The sequence below is a fragment of the Candidatus Amarolinea dominans genome (assembly GCF_016704685.1).
Classification (GTDB): Bacteria; Chloroflexota; Anaerolineae; order SSC4; family Amarolineaceae; genus Amarolinea; species Amarolinea dominans.
In genome coordinates this window covers 35,926-43,027 of record NZ_JADIZS010000053.1, presented here as the reverse complement: position 1 = coordinate 43,027, position 7,102 = coordinate 35,926, and the positions used below count along the sequence as shown (strand labels likewise).

5 protein-coding genes and 1 pseudogene are annotated in these 7,102 nt (G+C 63.6%); all 6 read right to left on the bottom strand.

Features of this window, described 5'->3' with window-relative positions:
- Positions 1 to 197 precede the first annotated feature (197 nt).
- A pseudogene (locus IPF85_RS23150) lies at positions 198 to 833 on the bottom strand (sulfite exporter TauE/SafE family protein); the annotation flags it as partial.
- Positions 834 to 953: 120 nt separating this feature from the next.
- On the bottom strand, positions 954 to 1,313 hold the full coding sequence (locus IPF85_RS23145) for a rhodanese-like domain-containing protein (RefSeq protein WP_343410415.1): 360 nt from the start codon (positions 1,311 to 1,313) through the stop codon (positions 954 to 956).
- Positions 1,314 to 1,395: 82 nt separating this feature from the next.
- Positions 1,396 to 2,814, bottom strand: coding sequence for a type I glutamate--ammonia ligase (glnA, locus tag IPF85_RS23140; protein WP_343410414.1), 1,419 nt, complete (start codon positions 2,812 to 2,814; stop codon positions 1,396 to 1,398).
- Positions 2,815 to 3,290: 476 nt separating this feature from the next.
- Entirely contained in the window at positions 3,291 to 4,616 is a 1,326-nt protein-coding gene (locus IPF85_RS23135; RefSeq protein ID WP_343410413.1) for an ABC transporter permease, read from the bottom strand.
- On the bottom strand, positions 4,613 to 5,317 hold the full coding sequence (locus IPF85_RS23130; RefSeq protein ID WP_343410412.1) for an ABC transporter ATP-binding protein: 705 nt from the start codon (positions 5,315 to 5,317) through the stop codon (positions 4,613 to 4,615). The genes IPF85_RS23135 and IPF85_RS23130 overlap by 4 nt, the downstream gene beginning before the upstream one ends.
- Positions 5,318 to 5,402: 85 nt before the next feature.
- Positions 5,403 to 6,977: an efflux RND transporter periplasmic adaptor subunit gene (locus tag IPF85_RS23125; protein ID WP_343410411.1), complete on the bottom strand. Its 1,575-nt coding sequence runs from the start codon at positions 6,975 to 6,977 to the stop codon at positions 5,403 to 5,405.
- Positions 6,978 to 7,102 lie beyond the last annotated feature (125 nt).

Genomic DNA, 7,102 nt, shown 5'->3' with positions numbered 1-7,102 from the left:
CTCTGCTTTGCTCTCGGTGTTGATCTAGACGCGTTATTTGGCGATTACATTGTTGGGCGATAACAACTACTCGCAGATCATTGCGTACAGATAAAGTGAAGCCAAGAAAATGGGGGATCAGACCTTTGACAGAGAGATGGGGCTTTTCGGCAAATTGAAAACGCTCATATCGTAAGCAATGCCCAACAAGCCCCCGCTCAAACCTTCGGCACATTATCAACTAAAAGAAATATCGCCAACACGATGACAAAGCCGCCAAAGAGGCGGCGCAGATGCGTTGCGGGCAGGCGGCCGGCCAGGCGTGCGCCGGTGAATGCGCCCACCAATCCCGCCGCAGCGAAGATGGTCGTGAGCGACAGCAGCGCGGTCAAGTCAGAAGCGCCGCCGCTGATGTGTCCCAAGAAGCCGGCCAGGCTGTTCATAGCGATGACGAGCAGCGAGGTGCCGACCGCCTGCGCCATCGGCAGCCCAACCAGGATCACCAATGCGGGCACGATCAAGAAGCCGCCGCCGACGCCCAGGATGCCGGTCAACACGCCCACGCCCGCGCCGCCGGCGATAACCGTCAGCCAGCCGCGCGGCGCCGCGGCGTCTGCCCGTTGTGCCGGCGGCGCCAACATCAACCCGCCGATGATCAGCATCAGCAGGGCAAACGCCACGAGCAGGAGCGCAGGGCTGAAACGTTTCGAGAGGCCCGCGGCCAGGAAGGACGCGGCCATGCCGGCGCCGCCGAAGAGCAGGGCCACGCGCCAGTTGAGCGTACCCTGCGCGCGGTGAAACAGCGCCGCCAGCGCGCTGGTCGCCCCCACAATCGCCAACGATGTGGTGATCGCGACCTGCGGCGTCTGGTAACCAGGTAAACCAGCGCCGGCACGGTCAAGATAGAGCCGCCGCCGCCCAAAAGTCCGAGCGAAAGGCCGATCACGAAGCCGAGCGCCAGGTCCAACGGCAGGCTATTCACTTGGCGCGCCCTTCTTCACCGGCAGGCCAGCCTGTTCCCAGGCAATCATGCCGCCGCTCAGGTTGACGGCCTTGAAACCCTGGGCAAGGAGCTGCTGCGTGGCGCTGCGGCTGCGGTTGCCGGAGCGGCAGACGCACAGGATTTCGCGTTCGCGCGGCAGATCCTTGAGGCGCTGGCTCAATTCGCCCAGTGGGATCAGCATGGCGCCGGCAATGTGACCGAGTCTGTACTCCTCGGGCTGGCGCACATCGAGAATGAACGGGGCGGGCTGAGTGCGCAAACGCTGACCCGCCTCGCTCGCGCTAATCGCCGCAATCGAGCCGCCGCCCAAGAGTCGCCTGAAAAAATCCATCGTGTTGTCCCTCATCTATTTACTGGATTGTCGCACACTCCCGTGTTGGATGAAACCACAGGCAAAAGGTTACACAGCAATCTCACACGTCGTAGTACAGCGCAATTTCGGCCGGGTGCGGGCGGTTGCGCACGCCGTAGTATTCGTCATACTTGGCCTTGATCCAGTCGGCGATCAGGCCGGCGTCGAAAACGTCATTTTGCAGCAGAAACTCGTGATCGCGCACCAGCGCGTCGAGCGCCTCGCGCAGTGAGGCCGGCAGCGGCTTGATCGCCTTGCGCTGCTCATCGCTCCAGGTGAAGATGTTCTGGTCAATCGGGCCAAAGCCGAGCGCACGCGGGTCCATCTGCTGGCGGATGCCATCCAGACCGGCCATCAACTGCACGGCCAAAGCCAGGTAGATGTTGCCGGTGGCGTCGGGCGGACGGAACTCGAAGCGCGCGGTGTCCGGTTGATCGGCATACTTGGGCACGCGGATGGCCGCGCTGCGATTGCCCAGGCTGAAGAAGGCGTTGACCGGCGCCTCGAAGCCGGGCACCAGGCGACGATAGGAGTTGGTAGACGGGTTGGTGAAGGCTAGAACGGCCGGGCCATGCTGGAGCAGGCCGCCGATGTACCACAGCGCCGTCTGGCTCAACTTGCCATAGCCATCCGCGTCATAGAACACATTCTGAGCGGCCTTGAAAAGATGTTGATGAAAGTGCATGCCGTTGCCGGCCTCGCCGTAGAGCGGCTTGGGCATGAAGGTGGCCGTCTGCTGGCGCCGGTGCGCCACCATCTTGGTGACATACTTGACCATCTGCGTGGCATCGCCGCTGCGCACCAGGCCCATCATCGGCGTTTCAATTTCGCACTGGCCTGGCCCGCCCACCTCATGATGGTGATACTTGACCTCGATGCCCATCTTCTCCAGTTCCATCACCATTTCGCTGCGCAGATTGAAGAGCTGGTCTTTGGGCGGAATGACGTGATAGCCGCCGTGGCGCGGGATCAAGTGCCCATGTCCGCCGCGGCTGCTCTGCCAATCGGCCTCCCTGCTCTCCACGCGGTAGGAGGCGGCATTGACCTCGTTTTCGAACGCCACGCTGTCGAAGACGTAGAACTCATATTCCGGCCCCCAACGGCTCTCATCGGCGATGCCCCAGGCGCGCATCGTCGCTTCGGCATGAATCGCCATGTTGCGCGGATCACGACCGAAGGGCAGCTTGGTATCGGCCTCGAACGCGCTGCAGATGAAGCTCAGGGTGGGGACATCCCAGAAGGGATCAACGAAGGCCGTGCTCAGATCAGGAATCAACACCATATCGCCCGACTTGACCGAGCGCAGGCCAACCGATGAGCCGTCGAAGCCGACGCCGTCACGCATCAGGTGTTCATTGAACTGGCTCTTCGGCACGGTGACATGGTGCCAACGCCCGGCCAGGTCGGTAAACTTGAGATCAATCATCGCGAACTGCTGTTTGCGCACAAAGGCTTGCGCCTCGGCAAAGGTGGTAAACATCGTCGTTTCCTCCTCGAAAAGTAGTGACTGCTGACGTTTTTGCAGGATGCCCAATCATCGTAGCGTGTTCACGCACACCCGGCAATGGCATACGTCATAAAACGACCATCCGGCGGTTGAAACCGCGGCCACGAAAACAAAGAAGCTCAAGAACAACGCCGGCTGGAACGCCGGCCAGTTTGCCGATACCGCCGCACAAGACTTCGCGGCCAGGCAGCGCCTCCGCCCAACAGCAACGCCATTGTCATCCATGCCACGGATCAGAATCATCAGGATATGGGCGTCTTTATCAGCCAGCGCACCGGCGTTGGGATCACGGCCAGCCGGCCGCTGGGGACTCGCGCGCCGGCCCGCATCAACTATGGAGCCGGCCCCTGCCCGGCGCGTTGAGAATGCCCCGCACATCGGAATGACAACAGCCCCGGGCCGCCGCTGAACGGCGGCCCGGGGCTGCAGCATGAATTTGGCGCCTGCGTCTACTCGTAGCGCAGGGCATCAATCGGGTTCAAGCGGGCGGCCCGGCGCGCGGGGTAGATGCCGAAGAAGAGGCCGACCATCAACGAGAAGCCGAGCGCCAGCAGCACCGCGTCGAGCGTGATCGCCGCGGTCAGCAGCCCTGTCAGGCTGACGAGCAGGGCCAGGCCAACGCCCAGGACCAGGCCGATCAGGCCGCCGGTCAGGCTGATGACCAGCGCCTCGACGATGAACTGCCAGAGGATGTCCTGCTCGCGTGCGCCCACCGCCTTGCGCAGGCCAATCTCCTTGGTGCGCTCGGTCACGCTGACCAGCATGATGTTCATGATGCCGATGCCACCCACGAGCAGCGAGATACCGGCGATGGCGGCCAGGAAGACCGTCAGCAAGGTGGTGATCGTGCTCAACGTGCTCAGGAACGACGCTTGATTCATGATGCTGAAATCATCTGCGCTGCCGTCCGCCTTCGCCTGGTGACGATCCCGCAGCAGGGCGGTCACGCGCTGCTGGATGGCTGGCAGGTCTTCGCTGTTCTGCGCGGCCAGGGTGATGGCGGACACCTGGTAGCTCTTACCGTCCGGCGTGCGCCCGCCAAACAGGCGTTGTTGGGCCACTGAGATCGGCACGAACGCGCGGTCATCCACCGAGCCGAAGGCGCCGCCGCCCTTGGGCGTCAGCACACCGATCACGCGCAACGTTTGGTTCTTGATGCGCACCGTCTGCCCCACCGCCTCGCCGCTGCCAAACAGATCCTGCGCCAGGTTGGAGCCGAGCACCACCACCGGCGCCACGCTGCGCACCTGATCCTCTGTCAGGAAGCTGCCCTGCGTCAGGGCCAACGCATTGACAGTCTGATAGGCTGGGGTGACGCCGACCACGTTGGCGTTCTTGTCGGCCGCGGCGGCCACCACGCTGGCGGGTGCGCCCATCTGCGGGGCCACGCCCGTCACCGGCAAGTTGAGTGCAGCCACGGCATTGGCATCTTCCAGAGTCAGCGTTTGCGCGGCCACGCTCGCCCCTGGCGTCCGATTGCTCAACGAGCCGGGGATGATCGTCAACACGTTGGTGCCAATGGCCTCCACCTGGCCGGTGATCTCTGCGCTGGCGCCATTTCCCACCGCCATCAGCGCCACCACCGAAGCCACGCCGATGATGACGCCCAGCATGGTCAGGATCGAACGCATCTTGTTGGCCAGCAGGCTGCTGAGGGCCATGCGGGTGATCTCCCACACATTGATCACCCCGGTATCGTCCGGCAGGGGCGCCAGTACGGTCTCCTGGCCGGCGGTCACAATCAGCGCCGGCCGCACGTTGGTCCATGTTGTCATTGGATCACCTCCTGCGATCGTGATTCATCGTGTACCAGGCGGCCATCGCGCATCGTCAGCACGCGGCGCGCATACGCGGCCACATCGGCCTCATGCGTGACCAGCACCACCGTCAGGCCTTGCTGGCGATTGAGGCGCTGCAAGATGCCCATGATCTCGGCGCTGGTTTTGGTATCGAGCGCGCCGGTCGGTTCGTCGGCCAGAATGACGGCCGGGCTGCCCACCAACGCGCGCGCAATGGCGACGCGTTGCTGTTGGCCGCCGCTCAACTCGTTGGGGCGGTGATGCACGCGATCGCTCATGCCCACGATACCCAACGCGGTCGTCGCGCGCTGATGGCGCTCGGCGCGGCCCACGCCCCGGTAAATCAACGGCATCTCCACGTTACGCAGGGCCGATTGGCGAGCCAGCAGGTTGTACTGCTGGAAGACAAAGCCCAATTTGCGCGCCCGCACCAGCGACAAGTCCGCGCTGCCCAGTTTTTCCACATCAATCCCATCCAGTTGATAGGCGCCGGCGCTGGGCGTGTCCAGGCAGCCGATCAGGTTCATCAGGGTGCTCTTGCCGCTGCCGCTCGGCCCCATGATGGCGATGAACTCGCCCTGTTGAATCTCGAATGAAACCCCCTGCAGGGCATGTACTTCGACATCGCCCATGCGGTAGGTCTTGTGCAAATCATGCACAGCAATCATCGCTGTCATCGTTCATCTCCTCATAAACCCGTGCTCTCGCAGAACACAGGTTTCTTTCACGACCCCGTGCTCTCGCAGAACACGGGTTTGTGCCTTACCGACTGAACAAGCCGCCAGAGCGTGTGCTACCCGCGCCGGCCGGCAATGCCACAATCTGCGTGCCTTCTGTCAGGCCGCTGACGATTTCCGTGTAGGCGCCATCGCTCAGGCCGGTCCGCACATCAATCTCGGTGACGGTCTTGCCATCTGCGCTCGGCGCCTGGACCACACGGCCAGCGCCCTTGGGTAGCAGGGCCGTGGAGGGCACCAGCAGCACGCCTTGCTGGCGCTCGGTGATGATACTGACGTTGGCGGTCATGCCCACCTTGACCCGCGCGTCGGCGTTGCTGAAGTCGACGCGCACCGCGTAAGTCACGACGCCGTTACTGGACTGGCCGGCCGGGGCGATGTAGGCCACGCGGCCGTCGCCCTGCCAGCCGGCCAACGAGTCAATCGTCACCGCCACGGCCTGGCCCAACTGCACCTCGACGACGTCGTTTTCGCTCAATTTGAGATCCACGTGCTGCTCACTCTGCGCCACCAGGCTCACGACGCCCAGGCCAGTGTTCACAAAACTACCCGGCACGATATGGGCCGCCGTGACCACCGCGTCGAACGGCGCGGCCAGGGTGGCGTTGCCCAGGTTGAGCTGCGCCTGCTTCAGGTTCTGCTCGGCCTGCGTCAGCGCGGCCTGTTGAATCAGCAGGTCTGTGGCAGTGGCCGGCGCGCTCAGTTTGTCCAGGTTCGCTTTGGCCTGATCCAGGCTGGCCTGCGTCGAACGCAGGTCTTCGGGGCGGGCGTACAGCTTGGCGAGGTTAGATTTGGCCTGCGCCAGTTGGTAGGCAGCCGTGGCAATCTGCGACGCCGCATCGCTATCGGTGGTTGCCAGTTGCGCCTCGTAGTTGGCCGTCGCCTGCTCGTAGTCCAACGTGGCCTTCTGCAGCTCAACCGCTTCTGGTAAACGCCCGACATCGGCCCGCCAGGCCACGACATCGTACTTGGCCTGCGCCTGCTGCAGGACGGCCGCGGCCTTCTCCTGGGCCACGCGTACCGATTCCAGCTTGGTGTTCGCGGCGCCCGCCGACTTGACCGCCGCATTGTAGGAAGCCTGTGTACTCTTGATATTGGCCTGCGCCGCGGTTAGTTCGGCGGCGGTGGGGCCGGCCAGCAGCTTGTCATAATTCGCCTGGGCTGATGCCACCTGCGCCTGCGCGGCGCTGATTTCCTGCGGCCGCGCATTACCCTGCCGGGCCTGGGTCAGACGGGCCTGCGCGCTGATCAGGCCCGCCTCCGCGTTCGTCACCTGGATTTCCAACTGGCGTGTGTCCAGCCGGGCCAACGCCTGGCCGACCGTCACCACATCGCCTTCTGAAACCAGCACCTCAACCACGCTGCCGCCGGTCTGGAAACCGACGTCCAGCGCCTGCTCCGCCTCGATCGTGCCGCTACCATAAACCGTGGCGCTCACATCCCCGCGCGTGACCGCCACCGTCGCGACCCCGGCCGCCTTCGCCGGCGCGGCGCCCTGGTTCAACCACAGCGCCGCCGCAATCACCAACACCACCATGCCAACCCCCGCCAGCAGCCAGTTTCCTTGCAGCCCCCGGCGCGTTCTTGTGTTCGTTTTCATCGTCATTTGACTCCTTTGTTAGTAGAGAGATCAGGGATCAGGGATCAGAGATCAGAGATCGGAGATCGGAGATCAGGTACGTGGAAGGCGGGCAATTGTTGGTCTCAGGTCTCAGGTCTCAGGTC